At 73.6% G+C, this 15,086-nt stretch carries 17 protein-coding genes; 8 read left to right on the top strand and 9 right to left on the bottom strand.

Annotation, left to right across the window (positions count from 1 at the left end; all coding sequences use genetic code 11):
* Nucleotides 1-38: 38 nt before the first annotated feature.
* Genes ACTJKO_RS05205 through ACTJKO_RS05195 form a run of 3 tightly spaced genes read left to right on the top strand, consistent with a single transcriptional unit; the run spans nucleotide 39 to nucleotide 4,779 of the window.
* A complete protein-coding gene (locus ACTJKO_RS05205) occupies nucleotides 39-1,112 on the top strand; it encodes a 3-oxoacyl-ACP synthase III (RefSeq protein ID WP_440686571.1) in 1,074 nt (357 codons plus the stop codon).
* Entirely contained in the window at nucleotides 1,109-3,811 is a 2,703-nt protein-coding gene (locus ACTJKO_RS05200; protein ID WP_440686382.1) for an alpha/beta fold hydrolase, read from the top strand. Before ACTJKO_RS05205 ends, ACTJKO_RS05200 begins: the two co-directional genes overlap by 4 nt.
* Entirely contained in the window at nucleotides 3,808-4,779 is a 972-nt protein-coding gene (locus tag ACTJKO_RS05195) for an NAD-dependent epimerase/dehydratase family protein (protein WP_440686380.1), read from the top strand. Before ACTJKO_RS05200 ends, ACTJKO_RS05195 begins: the two co-directional genes overlap by 4 nt.
* Nucleotides 4,780-4,875: 96 nt before the next feature.
* Here the strand turns inward: ACTJKO_RS05195 and ACTJKO_RS05190 are convergent, their stop codons facing one another.
* The 9 genes from ACTJKO_RS05190 to ACTJKO_RS05150 all read right to left on the bottom strand — a co-directional run bounded on the left by ACTJKO_RS05190 (nucleotide 4,876) and on the right by ACTJKO_RS05150 (nucleotide 9,232).
* The gene (locus tag ACTJKO_RS05190) at nucleotides 4,876-5,697 is read right to left on the bottom strand and encodes a hypothetical protein (protein WP_440686378.1); all 822 of its coding nucleotides are present in this window, start codon (nucleotides 5,695-5,697) and stop codon (nucleotides 4,876-4,878) included.
* Nucleotides 5,687-6,226: an RNA polymerase sigma factor gene (locus tag ACTJKO_RS05185; RefSeq protein ID WP_440686376.1), complete on the bottom strand. Its 540-nt coding sequence runs from the start codon at nucleotides 6,224-6,226 to the stop codon at nucleotides 5,687-5,689. The genes ACTJKO_RS05190 and ACTJKO_RS05185 overlap by 11 nt, the downstream gene beginning before the upstream one ends.
* A gap of 93 nt (nucleotides 6,227-6,319) precedes the next feature.
* Nucleotides 6,320-6,733 carry an MFS transporter permease gene (locus tag ACTJKO_RS05180; protein ID WP_440686374.1) on the bottom strand — a complete coding sequence of 138 codons (414 nt, stop codon included), beginning with the start codon at nucleotides 6,731-6,733 and terminating at the stop codon, nucleotides 6,320-6,322.
* A 131-nt stretch (nucleotides 6,734-6,864) separates the two neighbouring features.
* Nucleotides 6,865-7,038 carry a CsbD family protein gene (locus tag ACTJKO_RS05175; protein WP_440686372.1) on the bottom strand — a complete coding sequence of 58 codons (174 nt, stop codon included), beginning with the start codon at nucleotides 7,036-7,038 and terminating at the stop codon, nucleotides 6,865-6,867.
* Nucleotides 7,039-7,158: 120 nt separating this feature from the next.
* Nucleotides 7,159-7,722 (bottom strand): hypothetical protein, encoded by a 564-nt coding sequence (locus tag ACTJKO_RS05170; protein ID WP_440686370.1) that lies wholly within the window; start codon nucleotides 7,720-7,722, stop codon nucleotides 7,159-7,161.
* Nucleotides 7,719-8,294 carry a DUF6286 domain-containing protein gene (locus ACTJKO_RS05165; RefSeq protein WP_440686368.1) on the bottom strand — a complete coding sequence of 192 codons (576 nt, stop codon included), beginning with the start codon at nucleotides 8,292-8,294 and terminating at the stop codon, nucleotides 7,719-7,721. The genes ACTJKO_RS05170 and ACTJKO_RS05165 overlap by 4 nt, the downstream gene beginning before the upstream one ends.
* Entirely contained in the window at nucleotides 8,291-8,617 is a 327-nt protein-coding gene (locus ACTJKO_RS05160) for a hypothetical protein (protein WP_440686366.1), read from the bottom strand. Before ACTJKO_RS05160 ends, ACTJKO_RS05165 begins: the two co-directional genes overlap by 4 nt.
* A complete protein-coding gene (locus ACTJKO_RS05155; protein WP_440686364.1) occupies nucleotides 8,614-8,805 on the bottom strand; it encodes a DUF2273 domain-containing protein in 192 nt (63 codons plus the stop codon). Before ACTJKO_RS05155 ends, ACTJKO_RS05160 begins: the two co-directional genes overlap by 4 nt.
* Nucleotides 8,798-9,232, bottom strand: a complete 435-nt coding sequence (locus tag ACTJKO_RS05150) for an Asp23/Gls24 family envelope stress response protein (RefSeq protein WP_440686362.1) — start codon at nucleotides 9,230-9,232, stop codon at nucleotides 8,798-8,800. The genes ACTJKO_RS05155 and ACTJKO_RS05150 overlap by 8 nt, the downstream gene beginning before the upstream one ends.
* A gap of 151 nt (nucleotides 9,233-9,383) precedes the next feature.
* Here ACTJKO_RS05150 and ACTJKO_RS05145 point away from each other — a divergent pair, with 151 nt between their 5' ends.
* The 5 genes from ACTJKO_RS05145 to pgi all read left to right on the top strand — a co-directional run bounded on the left by ACTJKO_RS05145 (nucleotide 9,384) and on the right by pgi (nucleotide 15,061).
* Nucleotides 9,384-9,686: a metal-sensitive transcriptional regulator gene (locus ACTJKO_RS05145; protein ID WP_440686360.1), complete on the top strand. Its 303-nt coding sequence runs from the start codon at nucleotides 9,384-9,386 to the stop codon at nucleotides 9,684-9,686.
* A 17-nt stretch (nucleotides 9,687-9,703) separates the two neighbouring features.
* The gene (locus ACTJKO_RS05140; RefSeq protein WP_440686358.1) at nucleotides 9,704-9,922 is read left to right on the top strand and encodes a heavy-metal-associated domain-containing protein; all 219 of its coding nucleotides are present in this window, start codon (nucleotides 9,704-9,706) and stop codon (nucleotides 9,920-9,922) included.
* The gene (locus ACTJKO_RS05135) at nucleotides 9,919-12,174 is read left to right on the top strand and encodes a heavy metal translocating P-type ATPase (protein WP_440686356.1); all 2,256 of its coding nucleotides are present in this window, start codon (nucleotides 9,919-9,921) and stop codon (nucleotides 12,172-12,174) included. The genes ACTJKO_RS05140 and ACTJKO_RS05135 overlap by 4 nt, the downstream gene beginning before the upstream one ends.
* A 20-nt stretch (nucleotides 12,175-12,194) precedes the next feature.
* The gene (locus tag ACTJKO_RS05130; RefSeq protein ID WP_440686354.1) at nucleotides 12,195-13,208 is read left to right on the top strand and encodes a nitronate monooxygenase; all 1,014 of its coding nucleotides are present in this window, start codon (nucleotides 12,195-12,197) and stop codon (nucleotides 13,206-13,208) included.
* Between the two features lie 143 nt (nucleotides 13,209-13,351).
* Nucleotides 13,352-15,061 carry a glucose-6-phosphate isomerase gene (gene pgi / locus ACTJKO_RS05125; RefSeq protein ID WP_440686352.1) on the top strand — a complete coding sequence of 570 codons (1,710 nt, stop codon included), beginning with the start codon at nucleotides 13,352-13,354 and terminating at the stop codon, nucleotides 15,059-15,061.
* The last annotated feature ends 25 nt before the right edge of the window (nucleotides 15,062-15,086 follow it).

The following is a 15,086-nucleotide window of genomic DNA, read 5'->3' as shown; positions in this document are numbered from 1 at the left end:
ACCCAGGCCGGATGCGGAAGTATGTGTCGGTGACGATCATGACGGAACGGCCGGTCGACCAGGCGACGAGCAGCGAAACGGAGCGGCCGGGCAACGCCACGGCGAAGCACGACAACGTCGCGCTCCTCTCCGTGGCGACGACGGTGGCCGAGCGCGTGACGACCTCCGCGGACATCGAGGAACGGCTCCGCGGCGTGCTGCGTCGGCTGCGCCTGCCGATGGGACTGCTCGAACGCGTGGCCGGGGTGAAGGAACGCCGGAACTGGGGCGAGGGCCAGTCCTTCCAGGACGCCGCGATCGACGCCGGGCGACGTGCCATGGCCGAGGCCGGCATCCGCCCCGAGGACGTCGGACTGCTCATCAACACGTCGGTGACGCGCCCGCACCTCGAACCCTCGGTCGCCGTGCGGCTGCACCACGGCCTCGGGTTGCCGTCGTCCGCGATCAACTTCGACATCGCGAACGCGTGCCTCGGGTTCGTCAACGCGATGAGCGTCGCCGCGGGCATGATCGACTCCGGTCAGATCAAGTACGCCCTCGTCGTGGACGGCGAGGACGCCGACCAGGTGCAGCTCAACACGATCGCGCGACTCAACGAGGGCGGCCGGAACCGCAAGGACTTCATGAGCGAGTTCGCGAGCCTGACGCTCGGCTCCGGAGCGGCCGCCGCCGTGCTCGGTCCGGCGGACGCGCACCCCGCGGGGCACCGGATCGTCGGCGGGGTCACGCGCGCTGCGACCCAGTGGTACGACCTCTGCGTCGGCAGCGTCGACGGCATGTTCACCGACGCGAAGATGCTGCTCAAGGGCGGCATGGAACTCGTCGTCGCCGCCTGGAACGAGGCGCGCTCGCACTTCGACTGGGCCGACATGGACCGGTACGTCCTGCACCAGGTCTCCGACGTGCACACGAACGCCTTCGTCGAGGCGATCGGTGTGCCGCGTGACAAGGTCCCCACCACGTACCAGCGCTTCGGCAACGTCGGTCCGGCGTCGATCCCGATCACCCTCGCGGACGAGGTCGCGCGCGGCTCGATCCGTCCCGGCGACCGGGTCTTCCTCGGGGGCGTCGGCTCCGGCATCAACACGGCGATGATGGAACTGCGCTGGTGAGGTCCGGCCTCCCGCGCGTCGCCGCTGCCACGGCTCCGGCGACGCTCCCGCCGCCCCTGCCCGGACTCGACCCGACGTGGTCGCGTCTCGTGACCGTCCCCGGGACGGCCCGTGGAGGCGCGGCTCGTCCGGACCGCACCTGGCACCTCCTCGACACGGCCGGCTCCCTCGCCGCGCTCGGCGTCGAGCCCGTCGGCACGATCCTCTGCGTGCACGGCAACCCGACGTGGTCGTACCTGTGGCGGTCGGTGCTGCGCACCTCGCTCGAGGTCGCCGCATCGGGCGGCCCGGCCTGGCGGGTCGTCGCGGTCGACCAGCTCGGCATGGGCTTCTCGGAGCGGACCGGTGACGCGCACGGTCTCGCCGATCGCGTGCACGACCTCGGCGCGCTCACGGACGAACTCGGGCTGACCGGCCCGGTGGTCACGCTCGGGCACGACTGGGGCGGGGTCGTCTCCCTCGGCTGGGCGGTCGACCACCCGGACCTCGTGGTGGCCGTCACGACGTGCAACACCGCCGTGCACCAACCGGACGACGCCCCGATCCCGGCACCGCTGCGGCTCGCACTGCGCCCGGAGCTGCTCGGTCGCGCCACCGTGCTGACGCCCGCGTTCCTCGAGACCACCCTCGCGATCGCGCACCCCCGGCTCGACCGCCGGGTGGCCGACGCGTTCCGGGCGCCGTACCGCGGTGCGGCGCGACGCGGCGGCATCGGCGGGTTCGTCGCCGACATCCCCGTCGACGCCGGGCACGCGAGCGCGCCGGAGCTCGACCGGATCGCAGCCGGGGTGGCTGCGCTCGACGTCCCCGCGCTCATCCTGTGGGGGCCACGCGATCCCGTGTTCCTCGAGCGCTACCTCGACGACCTCGTGGAGCGCCTGCCGCAAGCCGACGTGCACCGCTTCGAGGGCGCCGGCCACCTGCTCCCGGAGGACGCCGACGTCGCCGGAGCGCTGTTCGAGTGGCTCGGCGACCACCTGCCGGGCGGTCACGCGACCACGCCGGCCGGGGCGCGCCTCCAGGCCGACGGCGAGCGCGGACCCGACGCGAGCCGCCCGCTCTGGGCCGCCCTCGACGAACTGCGCGACTCGGACGGACCGGCCCTCGTCGAGATGGCGACGAAGGACGGTCCGCGCACGATCAGCTGGCGGCTCCTCGCGCGCCGCGTCGACGAGGTCGCAGCCGGCCTGCTGGACGTCGGTGTCCGCCACGGCGACCGCGTCTCGCTCCTCGTCACGCCCGGAGCCGACCTGACCGCCGCGCTCTACGCCAGCGTCCGGATCGCCGCGACCGTCGTGGTGGCGGACGCCGGCCTCGGCATCGGGGGACTGACCCGAGCCGTGCGGGGTGCGCGCCCGGACTGGGTCATCGGTGCGCTCCCCGGGCTGGCAGCGGCGCGCGCGCTCGGGTGGCCCGGACGGCGCATCGCGACGATCGCGCTGCCGGGTGCCGCGCGCCGTGCGCTCCGCGTCGAACACACCCTCGCCGAGGTCGCACGTCGCGGTGCCCGCCGGCTCGCCGCCGGCGCGGCACTCCCTCCCGCTCCCGCCGCGGACACGCCGGCCGCCGTGCTCTTCACCTCCGGCTCCACCGGCCCCGCGAAGGGCGTGGTGTACACGCACGGGCAGCTCGGAGCCGTCCGGGACGCCCTCGCGGCGCAGTACGACGTCGGCGTCGGCACCGGACTCGTCGCGGGGTTCGCGCCGTTCGCGCTCCTCGGCCCGGCCCTGGGAGCGCGGTCCGTGGCGCCGGACATGGACGTCACCGCTCCGCGCACCCTGACCGCCCGGGCCGTCGCGGCATCGGTCGCCGCCGCGGACGCCACGGTGGTGTTCCTCTCGCCGGCCGCCCTCGCCAACGTGGTCGCCACGGCGCCCGCGCTGACCGGCGCGGAGCGTGCAGCACTCTCGCGGGTGCGCCTGTTCCTGTCGGCGGGCGCACCGGTGTCGGCCTCGCTGCTCGCCGCAGCGACGGACCTCATGCCGAACGCGACCGCGCACACCCCGTACGGCATGACCGAGGGGCTGCTCATGACGGACGTCGACCTCGAGGGGGTGCGTGCGGCCGCCGACTCGTCGACCGACGACGGCATCTGCGTCGGACGACCCGCGACGAACGTCCGCGTGCGGATCGCGCCGCTCGACGACGCCGGCCGGCCCACCGGCGCGCTCACCGACGAACCCGGCGTCACCGGGGAGATCGTCGTCGCCGCGCCCCACGTGCGGGACCACTACGACCGGCTGTGGCGGACGGACCGCGTGTCACGGCTCGGCGTCGACGACCCCCGCGGCCACCGGACCGGCGACGTCGGGCACCTCGACGCGGCCGGGCGCCTGTGGGTCGAGGGACGGCTGCAGCACGTCGTGACGACACCCCACGGCGTGGTCACGCCGGTCGGTCCCGAGCAGCGGATCGAGGGTGTCCCCGGAGTGCGTCGGGCGGGGGTCGCCGGGATCGGCCCGAGCGGCACGCAGCAGCTCGTCGCCGTCGTCGAGACCGACCGTGGCGTCCGTCGTCCCGCGCTCGCGGAACCCGCACTCGCCGACGCCGTCCGCGCCGCCGCAGCCGTGACGCTCGCCGCGGTGCTCGTCGTGCCCGCGCTGCCGACCGACATCCGGCACAACTCGAAGGTCGATCGGACCCGGCTGTCGCGCTGGGCCTCGTCCGTGCTGGCCGGCGGCCGGATGGTCCGACCGTGAGGGTCCTCGTCACCGGGGCCAGCGGCTTCCTCGGGCAGGCGACCGCCGCTGCCGTGCGCGACGCCGGGCACGACGTCCGGACCTTCCAGCGACGGCCCTCCCGGGTGCCCGGCGTCACCGACGTCCTCGGCAGCATGACCGACCCGGACGCCGTCGCCGCAGCGGTCGAGGGCATCGACGCGGTGGTGCACCTCGCCGCCAAGGTCTCGCTGGCCGGCGACCCGGACGACTTCGTCCGCGTGAACGTCGACGGCACCGGAGCCCTCGTCGCCGCCGCCCGTGCCGCCGGGGTGTCCCGGTTCGTGTTCGTCTCGTCGCCGTCGGTGGCGCACACGGGCTCCTCGCTCGTGGGCGTCGACGCCGGACCCGCCGAACCCGATCGAGCCCGCGGGGACTACGCGCGGACGAAGGCCGCCGCCGAACTGCTCGCGCTCGACGCCGACGCCCCGGGCTTCGCCGTGGTCGCCGTCCGGCCACACCTCGTGTGGGGGCCCGGCGACACGCAGCTCGTCGGGCGGATCGTCGACCGGGCACGCACCGGGCGCCTCCCGTTGCTCGACTCCGGCGCTGCTCTCATCGACACGCTCTACGTCGACAACGCCGCCTCGGCCATGGTCGCCGCGCTGGACCACGCAGCCGATGACGGGGTGCACGGCAACGCCTACGTGGTGACGAACGGGGAGCCACGTCCGGTCGCCGACCTGCTCGCCGGGATCTGTGTCGCGTCGGGCGTGCCGGCACCGCGGCTGCACGTGCCCGCCGGGGTCGCACGGGTCGCGGGGTCGCTCGTGGAGGCCGTGTGGCGGGTGCGCCCCGGGGAGGACGAGCCGCCGATGACCCGGTTCCTCGCCGAGCAGCTGTCCACCGCGCACTGGTTCGACCAGCGCCGGACGCGCCGGGACCTCGAGTGGACGCCGGCCGTGTCGATCGACGAGGGGTTCGCCCGGCTCGCAGCAGCCGCGCGCTGAGCGGGAGCGGGCAGCGGGCTGCCCGATGCCGCTCAGCGGGCTCTCCGCTGGCGGGCTGCGGGCCCGAACGCCGTGGCGCCGTGTCCGCCCGCCGTGTCAGCCGCAGAACTCGTACGGCACCGCCGGCCACACGCTGTCCCACACGGCCATGACCGCGGTGTCGTCGGCCCCGAGCTGGAACGTGACGTACCGACCGCCCCGTTCGATCCCCCACAGGGAGTACGCGGTGCTGGGCACCCCTTCTCCGCGGTCGACCGCCGTGAGGTCGGGGTACGCCTGCCGCAGTTCGGCGAGCGTGCTGCCCACGCCGAGTCCCTCCGCCGTGGTCGGGGGAGCACCGTCGGTCGCGGTCGCGGTGACGTACACGCCCCACACCGTGCCCTTCTGCTCGACCACCGTCAGGTTCGAGCCGGACCCGTTCCACGAGGACACCGCCGGGTTCGCGCAGCCGTCCTCCGCTTCAGGTTCGCGCGTGTACGCCGCAGTGAGGTCGTCGAGTTCACCGTCGATGGGCCCGCGGATCGCGATCGGCCCGACCTCGTCGCCGGAGATCGTCCACGTGGACGGGTCCGACACCGAGTACGGCGCCCGTCCCGGTGTCCGGCTCGGCGACGGCGACGCCACCGCGGTCGGCGTCGGCGTCCCGACGACGGGAGCGCCCGACGGCGTCTCCGTCGCGCGCGGACCTGGTTCCGGTGTCGCCGTCGGAGCGGGGTCCGCCGTGACGGTGGTGGGGATGAGGCCGAGGGCCACGCCGCCGCCGGCCGCACCGAGCAGCAGGACCGCCACGACACCGATCGCGATGCCCGCACGCCGTGCTCGTCGACGCGGCCGAGGGGTCGCCCGCTCGAGCACGTTCCGCTTCATCGAGACGAGCATGCGCTGCAGGTCGTCTCCCTGAGGGGGCTCAACGTCCATCGTTCGCCACCGCCTTCCGCAGTCGTCGACGCGATCGGGAGACGCGCTGCGTGACCGTCCCGACCGTGAGGCCGAGGAGCTGAGCCGCCTCGGCGTAGGAGTAGCCCTGCACGAGGCACAGCTCGCAGATCAGCCGGTCGGTCTCGGGCAACGCGGCGATCTCGTCGCGTACCCACCGGAGCTGGTCGGCAGCGTCGGTGTCGGCGGCCGGTGCCGCGAGTTCGGCGGGCAGGTCGTCGGCGTCGTGCTGCGCGTTCCGCCGCCCGAGGTTCCGCGCGTGGTTGCGGCAGACCACGAGCAGCCAGGGCAGCAGGCCGCCGGTCGCGAGCTGCACGCCGTCCGCTTTCTGCCAGAGCGTCAGGAACGTGTCCTGTACGAGTTCTTCGACGTCCTGCCGGCTGCCTGCGATCGCCCATGCGTACCGGGTGAGTGCCGGCGCGAACCGGTCGAACGCCGTCGCCAACGCTCCTGGGTCCCCCGATGCGAGGCGCCGTGCCAGGCTGGCGTCGTCGTCTGCGGTGTCGTCCACGGTGCTCCCTTCACCTGAACAATGTCGGGAATGCGGCGATCCTGACACGACACGCCGGTGGCGTCGTCGATCCGTGACCCGGGGGAGGTGCGTTCAGCCGGTGAACCGGCTCCAGAGGTGCGTGAGCACGGGCCAGACGTCGCCGGCGCGGTCGGCGGACCCGACGGCGACGAGCACGAGCGGGAGCGCCGTGACGGCGAGCGCGACGAGGACCGCGAGGACCACGGCGATCGTGGCGGTGGTCGTGCGCCGGCGGGTCGCGGCGAGCAGGAGCAGCCCGAGGACGACGACCGCGCCGATGACGGTCGCGACGGCGACCCGTACGACGGGGAACGGCACCAGGCCGGCCGTGGTGGCGGTCACGCTGCCGAGGAACCCGACGAGCGGGAGGTAGGCGCCGAGCACGGTCCCGAGCACGAGGACGACACCCACGCCGGTGGCGACCCAGACACCGCGTGCGCGGGGACGGGTCCGGGGGCGTCGACCGCCCGACCAGGCGGTGGTCACGGCCGCGCTGCCCGTGCGATGACGGTGGCACGGCGTCCGTGCGGATCGTGCTGCATGGTTCCTCCTCCTCGACCCGGGCGTACGGATGCGCCGGGGCGCCCGACNGGGCACCCCGGCGCGGGACGGGCGACTCAGCGCTTGAAGACGTCCTTGACGTCCTCGCCGGCCTGCTTGACGCTGGCCGCGGCCTGGTCCTTCTTGCCCTCGGCGACCTTGTCGTCGTCGTTCGTCACCGTGCCGACGGCCTCCTTCGCCTTCCCGGCGAGGTCCTGCGCGGCGTTCTTGATCTTGTCGTCGAGTCCCATGGGGGTTCCTTCCTCGGTTCGGGCGTGCGCCCGGTGGGTGTTCGGTGGTGGCCCGGGAGGCCCGGGTCGCGCCCGCCCCGTCGGTGCGGGTGAGGCGGTGGTCGCGGCGACCCGGGTCGGTCAGCGGACCCGGGTCGCCTTCGCGAGGGCGGAACGTGTGCCGCCCGTGAGGTGCACGAGGACGGGCACCTGACGTCCGAGGGTGCGGTCGAGGGCCGCGACGGCCCGGTCGATCGCGGCGAGAACCGTCACGGCGTCGCCACCGCGACGGACCGCGACCCGGATCCGAGCGGCGCGCTGCCGTCGGACCAGGTACGTGTCGACCCGGGAGCCGACCACGTCGCGGACGCCGGTCAGCTCGTGCTCGACGACGTCCCGGACGAGGGCGACGTTCACGGTCACGGTGTCGGCGCCGGTGTGCTGCCGGAGGGCCACGGCCGTGCCGCCCCGGCCCCGGGTGCACGCCCAGACGAGGGCGAGCACGACGACGACGGCGCACACGCCGGCGACGATCCAGAGCGACGAGGCGGGCACCTCGAGGGTGCGGGGCACGTCGGCGTACGGACGGAGCGCCTCCCGGACGGCGGGCAGGACCCCGGCGCCGACGACGAGCCCGACGGCGACGGCGACGAGGCCGAGGACGAACAGGATGACCCGGTTCAGCGTGCGGTTGCTCTTCGTCACGCGAGGGTTCCCTTCTGCTCGAGGTGGACCCGGACCCGCCGAGCGAACCGCTCGTCGAGTCCGCCCAGACGCGCTCGGACGGCTTCCTCGACGGCGTGCTCGTCGACGGGCACACCGGTGACGGGGACGACCCGCACGTCGGTGCGGCGGCCGCGGGCGGTCGCGGAGGCGTTGCCCTCCGGGACCCCCGCTGCCCGGCCGGCCGCGTTCGCCGCGGTCGACGCGACGATGCGGGTGTCGACGATCACGGCGCCGCGGTCGTGCTCGACGACCGAGCGGTGCTGCCGTCCGGGCTTCAGTGCGAGCACGACGAGCACCACGCCGAGGACCACCAGCACGACGGCGACCACCTCCGCGACCGTGATGGACGCGGCGTCCGGGCGCAGGGCGGCGTCGACCGCGGTCTGCGGGTCCGCCAGGAGCGGTGGACGCCCGAGTGCCCGCAGGACGGACTCCGTGCCGATCCACGCGGCGACGAGGGCGAGCACCACGAGCGACACCGCGACGGCGGTCGAGCGGGAGCGGTGCACGCTCCGACGCCGGATGCGGCGTTCGACGGAACCGTTGCTCACGATGCTCTCCTGTCGACACGGGTCTCGTGGTCGCGCACGATCCCGGTCAGTTCGATGTGTGCGCTGCCGACGCGACGCCCGGTGAGTTCGCTCACGCGGCCCTTGACCTCGTCGGCCACGCGGGTCGCGTGCGCGACGAGGTCCTCGCCCGCCGCGACCGGACCGGTGATGTCGAGGGCGAGGGACCCGGACGCGTCGCCGAGTCCGACCCGCACCCGGCTCGCGGGGGCGCCGAGCCGTTCGGCTGCGACGGCCCGCGTCAGCGAGGTCAGGGCACGGGCGGTGACCTCGACGCGGCCCGGGACCTCCGGGCCGGCGCTCACCGGGAGCTCCGACGTCCGGTCAGCACGTCGGTCAGCGCACCGCGGTCGATCCTCCCGGTCGCGAGAGCGGCGACGAACGCCCCGATCGCGCCGAACACGATCACCAGGACGAAGCCCCAGAACCCGAACTGCAGCGCCACGACGGCGAGCACGGCGCCGATCAGGGCGCCCAGCACCGTGTTACTCAACGCGCGACTCCTTCTTGTCGTCGTTGTCGTCGTCGTCGCCCGGGATGAAGACGTCCTGGACGGTCACGTTGACCTCGGCGACCTCCATGCCGACGATCTGCTCGAGGGCACGGGCCACGGCGGAGCGGACGTCGTCGGCCACCTGCTGGAGGGCGACCGGGTACTCGGCCACGATGACGAGGTCGGCGGCGACCTGCGTCTCGCCGACCTCGACCTTGACGCCCTGGCCGAAGTCGCGCTGGCCGATCGCGCCGCGGATCGCACCGATGGCACGGGCAGCCCCGCCGCCGAGCGAGTGGACGCCGTTCACCTCGCGAGCGGCGATGCCGGCGACCTTCGAGACGACGGAGTCGTCGATGACGGTCTTGCCCGTGACGCCGCCTGCGGTGCTCGTGGTGGCCGGGGTGGTGGTCGTGGAGTCAGCCATTGTCGTTCCTTCCGGTTCTCCGCCGGGCCGTCCGGCGGTTGCTGTCGTGGAGGAGACGGGGTGTGCGGTGGATCCGTCACGCTCGAGCACGACGACTCAGCGAACACTCAGTGTTGGACATCAGGTACCCTAGGGGGGTACCGTACTGAGCATGACGGACGACACACACCGACACGTCGGGTACATCGGCGACAAGGACGACCTGCTCAAGCGACTCCGCCGTGCCGAGGGGCAGGTGCGTGGCATCGCCCGCATGGTCGAGGACGAGACGTACTGCATCGACGTCCTCACGCAGATCTCCGCGGCGAACCGCGCGCTCGAACGCGTCGCGCTGTCGCTGCTCGAAGACCACCTGTCGCACTGCGTCGCCGAGGCCGTGGCCGTCGGCGGCGATGCGGCGGACGCGAAGGTGCGCGAGGCGAGCGAGGCGATCGCCCGGCTCGTGCGCTCCTAGGAACGAAGGGAACCACCGTGAACACCGAACTCCTGCTCGTCGAGGGCATGACCTGCGAACACTGCGTGATGAGCGTCACCGAGGAACTCCGCGAACTCGACGGGGTGTCGGACGTCGCCGTGCAGCTCGTGCCGGGTGGCGCGTCGCAGGTGACCGTCACCTCGGACGCGCCGATCGACGCGGACGCCCTCCGCGGCGCGATCGCCGAGGCCGGGTACGACGTGGTGCGGTCGTGACCGACGGGGTCGTCGAGCTCGACATCACCGGGATGACGTGCGCCTCGTGCGCGAACCGCATCGAGCGGAAGCTCGGCAAGCTCCCCGGTGTCACCGCCACCGTGAACTACGCGACCGAGAAGGCGCAGGTCACGGTGGACGCGCCGGGGTCGACCGACACCGCCGCGCTCATCGCCGCCGTCGAGTCCGCCGGGTACGGCGCCTCGGTGCCGGCGCCGCCGGAACCCGAGCGGGGGGCGGACGTCGCCGGTCGGCACGGGGACGACCCGGCGGCACCGCTCCGGCAGCGGCTCGTCGTCTCCGCCGTCCTCGCGGTCCCGGTCGTCGCGCTGTCGATGGTGCCCGTCCTGCAGTTCCCGAACTGGCAGTGGCTGGCCCTGGCGCTCGCCGCACCCGTCGCCGTGTGGGGAGCGCTGCCGTTCCACCGTGCCGCGTGGGTGAACGCACGCCACGGGGCCGCCACGATGGACACCCTCGTGAGCGTCGGGGTCCTGGCGGCCTTCGGTTGGTCGCTGTACGCGCTGTTCCTCGGCGACGCCGGGATGACCGGCATGCACATGACGTTCTCGTGGTTCGCCACCGACCCCGAGGCGAGTGACCTCTACCTCGAGGTCGCGAGCGCCGTCACCGTGTTCATCCTCGCCGGGCGGTACATGGAAGCCCGGGCGAAGCAACAGTCCGGTGCGGCACTGCGCGCGTTGCTCGAGCTCGGCGCGAAGGACGCCACCGTCCTCCGGGAGTCGTCCGGCACCGCGACCGAGGTCCGTGTCCCCGCCGCGTCGCTCGTCGTCGGGGACGTGGTCGTCGTGCGACCGGGCGAGCGCATCCCGAGCGACGGCACGGTCCGTGACGGGTCCTCCGCGGTCGACCTCAGCATGCTCACGGGCGAGTCCGTCCCCGTCGAGGTCGGGCCGGGCGACGGCGTCACCGGTGCGACCATCAACGTCGGCGGCCGGCTCGTCGTCGAGATCACCCGCGTCGGCGCCGACACCGAACTCGCCCGGATGGGGAAGCTCATCGAGGACGCGCAGACCGGCAAGGCCGAGGTGCAGCGGCTCGCCGACCGCGTCTCCGGGGTCTTCGTGCCGATCGTCATCGGCCTCGCCCTCCTGGCCTTCGTCGGGTGGCTCGTGCTCGGCGGCAGCCTGACCGCCGCGTTCACCGCCGCGGTCGCGACGCTCATCATCGCCTGCCCGTGCGCCCTCGGCCTGGCGACCCCGACGGCGCTGCTCGTCGGCACGGGCCGCGGCTCGCAACTCGGCATCCTCATCGGCGGCCCCCAGGTCCTCGAGCAGACGCGCGGCGTCGACACGATCGTCCTCGACAAGACCGGCACGGTGACCACCGGGGTCATGGCCCTGCGCTCGGTCACCGGAACCTCCGAGGTCCCCGACGACACCGTGCTGCGGCTCGCCGCGGCGGTCGAGGACGGCTCGGAGCACCCCGTCGCCCGCGCCGTCGTCGAGGCCGCTCGTGCCCGAGGACTCCACGTGACGGGAGCCACGCAGTTCGCCGCGACGCCCGGAGCCGGCGTGCAGGCCGTGGTCGACGGCGACGTCGTCCTCGTCGGCAGCGTCCCGTGGCTCCGGTCCTCGTGGGCCGTCGAGATCCCGGACACGATCGCCCAGGCGGTCCACACCGCCGAGTCCGACGGGGGCACAGCGGTCGTCGTGGCCCGAGACGGCGCAGCCCTCGGCGTCGTGGTCGTCGGTGACACGGTCAAGACCGAGGCCCAGGACGCCGTCCGGCGCTTCCGCGAGCTCGGCCTGCACCCGGTGCTGCTCACCGGCGACAACGAGGGAGCCGCCCGAGCGGTGGCGGCCGAGGTCGGCATCGAGGAGGTGCACGCGCGGGCGACCCCGTCCTCCAAGCTCGACACGGTGCGTCGACTCCAGGCCGAGGGCCGCAGCGTGGCGATGGTCGGCGACGGTGTGAACGACGCCGCGGCGCTGGCGGCCGCGGGCCTCGGGATCGCGATGGGTGCCGGCACCGACGCGGCGATCGCGGCGAGCGACATCACCGTCGTCAGCGGTCGGCTGACCGTGGTGGTCGACGCGATCCGCCTCGCCCGTGCCACGCTGCGGACGATCAAGGGGAACCTGTTCTGGGCGTTCGCGTACAACGTCGCGGCCATCCCGCTCGCGATGGCGGGGCTGCTCAACCCCGTGCTCGCGGGGGCGGCGATGGCGTTCTCGTCGGTCTTCGTCGTGACCAACAGCCTCCGCCTGCGCCGCTTCACGCCCCGCCCCTGAGCGGGGCAGGATGGGGGGGCATGGTGCAGCTGCCGGGCGTCCTCCGGGGCGGGGGACCCGTCCACGTCGCGCCGATGGCCGGAGGACCGACCACCGCGGCGCTCGTGACGGCCGCGGCCCGTGCGGGCTCCTTCGCGCAGCTCGCAGCGGGCTACACGACGCCGGAGACCCTCGGCGCGCAGATCGCCGCCGTCCGTGCGGCAGGGGTGACCGGGTTCGGCGTGAACCTGTTCGCGCCGAACCCGGTGCCGATCGACCCCGCCGAGTACGACCGGCTCCGAGCACGGCTCGCGCAGGAGGCCCCCGCCGTCGGGCAGGTCCCGCTGCGCGAGGACGACGACGGCTGGCCCGACAAGCTCGCGCTGCTGCTCGACGACCCCGTGCCGGTGGTCTCGTTCACCTTCGGGCTGCCCGACGCGAGCGCCGTGACCGCACTCCGGCGTCGGGGCACGATCACGGTGCAGTCCGTGACGGACCCCGACGAGGCCCGGGCTGCCGAGGAGCTCGGCGTCGACGTCCTGCTGGTGCAGGGCACCGGCGCGGGCGGCCACTCCGCGGTGTTCGATCCGACGCGTGCCCTCGAGGAGCGGTCCCTGCCCGACCTCGTGCGGGCCGTCACCGCCGTCACCACGCGCCCGGTGATCGCCGCCGGTGGCATCGGTTCCCGGGCCGACGTGGTCGCCGCGCTCGCCGCGGGTGCGGGAGCGACCGCCGTCGGCACGTTCGTGCTGCGGACGGACGAGGCCGGCACGGGAGCGACCCACCGAGCGGCCCTGACCGACCCCGCCTTCGACCGGACCGACCTGACCCGGGCGTTCACCGGCCGTCCTGCCCGGGCGCTCGTCAACGACTTCGTCCGAGCCCACCCGGACGCGCCGCTCGGCTACCCGGCGGTGCACCACCTCACGCGGCCGATGCGGACCGCTGCCGCGGAGACCGGGGACGCCCGATGGCTGCACCTCTGGGCGGGACGGGCGTGGCGCGGCGCGCCGACCGGGCCGGTCGCGGGCGCACTGGAGGCGCTGCTCGCGTGACGCGGGCAGCGGAACCGACCCGCGCCTCCCGGCCGCCTGTGCGCACGACCGACGCGACGGCACTACGCTCGGAGACGGTCCGCGACGCAGCGCTGCGGTGACCCGCGGGCTTGTACGTCTTGAAGGTACCCAGGAGGACCGAAGTGACCGAATCCGCTCCCGTCGACCCCACATCGACCGAAGGCTGGAAGAAGCTGGACGGCATCGCCGCCGGCTTCACCCCGGACCTGCGAGGGTGGTTCGACAGCGACCCCGGTCGTGCCGAGCGCTACACCTTCCAGGCAGCCGACCTGACGGTCGACCTCTCGAAGGGGCTCGTCGACGACGAGATCCTCGGCGCGCTGCTCCAGGTCGCGAAGGACACCCACGTCGCCGAGCGCTTCCAGGCGATGCTCGCGGGTGAGCACATCAACGCCACCGAGGACCGCGCCGTGCTGCACACCGCCCTCCGCCGTCCGAAGGGGGCCTCGCCGGAGCTCGTCGTCGACGGGCAGGACGTCGACGCCGACGTGCACGCCACGCTCGACAAGGTCTACGCCTTCGCCGACCAGGTGCGGTCCGGTGCGTGGACCGGCGTCACCGGCAAGCGCATCGAGACCGTCGTGAACATCGGCATCGGCGGCTCGGACCTCGGCCCGGTCATGGTGTACGAAGCCCTCAAGCCGTACGTGCAGCCCGGGCTCGAGGCGCGCTTCGTCTCGAACATCGACCCCGCCGACATCTACGAGAAGACCGCGGACCTCGACCCCGAGACCACGCTCTTCATCGTCGCGTCGAAGACCTTCGGCACGCTGGAGACCCTCACGAACGCCCGGCTCGCACGCCAGTGGCTCTGGGAGCGGCTCGGTCTCGCCGACGCGTCGGACGACGAGAAGTCGAACGCCGTCGCGAAGCACTTCGTCGCCGTCTCGACCGCGCTCGACAAGGTCGCGGCGTTCGGCATCGACCCGGAGAACGCGTTCGGCTTCTGGGACTGGGTGGGTGGCCGCTACTCGGTCGACTCCGCCATCGGCACGAGCGTCGTGATCGCGATCGGCAAGGAGAACTGGGAGCAGTTCCTCGCGGGGTTCCACGCCGTCGACGAGCACGTCCGCACGACCCCGCTGGAGCAGAACGTCCCCGTCCTCATGGGGCTGCTCAACGTCTGGTACTCGAACTTCCTCGGCGCCCAGAGCCACGCGGTCCTGCCGTACACGCAGTACCTGCACCGCTTCCCCGCCTACCTGCAGCAGCTCACGATGGAGTCGAACGGCAAGCGCGTCCGCTGGGACGGCTCGCCGGTCACCACCGAGACCGGTGAGGTCTTCTGGGGCGAGCCGGGCACGAACGGCCAGCACGCGTTCTACCAGCTCATCCACCAGGGCACGCGCCTGATCCCGGCGGACTTCATCACCGTCGCGAAGCCGGCGCGACCGCTCAAGGACGAGTCCGGCGACGGGAAGGCCGTGCAGCCGGGGCAGGACGTGCACGCCCTGTTCCTCGCGAACTTCTTCGCCCAGACGAAGGCGCTCGCCTTCGGCAAGACGGCGGACGAGGTCCGGGCCGAGGGCACCACCGACGAGGCGATCGTCGCGGCGCGCACGTTCACGGGGAACAAGCCGTCGACGTCGATCCTCGCGCCGGAGCTCACCCCGAGCGTGCTCGGCCAGCTCATCGCCCTCTACGAGCACATCGTGTTCACCGAGGGCACCATCTGGGGCATCGACTCGTTCGACCAGTGGGGCGTGGAGCTCGGCAAGCAGCTCGCTCTGCAGATCGCCCCGGCGGTCGACGGCGACCAGGCTGCGCTCGACGCGCAGGACTCGTCGACGAAGGCCCTCATCGCGAAGTACCTGGAGCTGCGCGGCGAGTAGCGCACACCGCAACGGTCGGGAGGCG

This window comes from Curtobacterium sp. 22159, from assembly GCF_052045775.1.
Taxonomy (GTDB): domain Bacteria; phylum Actinomycetota; class Actinomycetes; order Actinomycetales; family Microbacteriaceae; genus Curtobacterium.
The sequence above is the reverse complement of the archived record's forward strand: the minus strand, read 5'-3'. Positions and strand labels throughout refer to the sequence as shown.

What these genes read in the sequence shown, in the direction of transcription:
- ACTJKO_RS05145 (WP_440686360.1), top strand. Translation starts at nt 9,384, where the DNA reads ATGACGGACGACACACACCGACACGTCGGGTACATCGGCGACAAGGAC.
- ACTJKO_RS05190 (WP_440686378.1), bottom strand. Translation starts at nt 5,697, where the DNA reads ATGGACGTTGAGCCCCCTCAGGGAGACGACCTGCAGCGCATGCTCGTC.
- ACTJKO_RS05130 (WP_440686354.1), top strand. Translation starts at nt 12,195, where the DNA reads ATGGTGCAGCTGCCGGGCGTCCTCCGGGGCGGGGGACCCGTCCACGTC.
- ACTJKO_RS05150 (WP_440686362.1), bottom strand. Translation starts at nt 9,232, where the DNA reads ATGGCTGACTCCACGACCACCACCCCGGCCACCACGAGCACCGCAGGC.
- ACTJKO_RS05175 (WP_440686372.1), bottom strand. Translation starts at nt 7,038, where the DNA reads ATGGGACTCGACGACAAGATCAAGAACGCCGCGCAGGACCTCGCCGGG.
- ACTJKO_RS05205 (WP_440686571.1), top strand. Translation starts at nt 39, where the DNA reads ATGACGGAACGGCCGGTCGACCAGGCGACGAGCAGCGAAACGGAGCGG.